Here is a 227-nt window from a genome sequence, read left to right as displayed (position 1 = left end):
TCTATGAAAATAACTAAAGTTCAAAAAACTCCAATGGGAGATTACTTTATAGATGGTTATGTAAATGGTAAGAAAGATTATGATTTTAAGGCTTCCATATATATAGATGATAATAATCAATATACTGGAAATATAAGCTACAATCCTAAAACTTTAGGGAAAATGTTTAAGCAAGAAGACCCTAAAGATAGTCGGACACCTGACGAAATAATCAAAAAAGAACATTT

1 protein-coding gene is annotated in these 227 nt (G+C 28.2%); it reads left to right on the top strand.

Features of this window, described 5'->3' with window-relative positions:
* Nucleotides 1–3: 3 nt before the first annotated feature.
* On the top strand, nucleotides 4–227 hold a 224-nt coding region (locus HMPREF2580_RS07995), incomplete at its 3' end, for a DUF1433 domain-containing protein (protein ID WP_256326435.1).

The organism is Staphylococcus sp. HMSC036D05 (genome assembly GCF_001836225.1).
Lineage (GTDB): Bacteria > Bacillota > Bacilli > Staphylococcales > Staphylococcaceae > Staphylococcus > Staphylococcus caprae.
The sequence above is the reverse complement of the archived record's forward strand: the minus strand, read 5'-3'. Positions and strand labels throughout refer to the sequence as shown.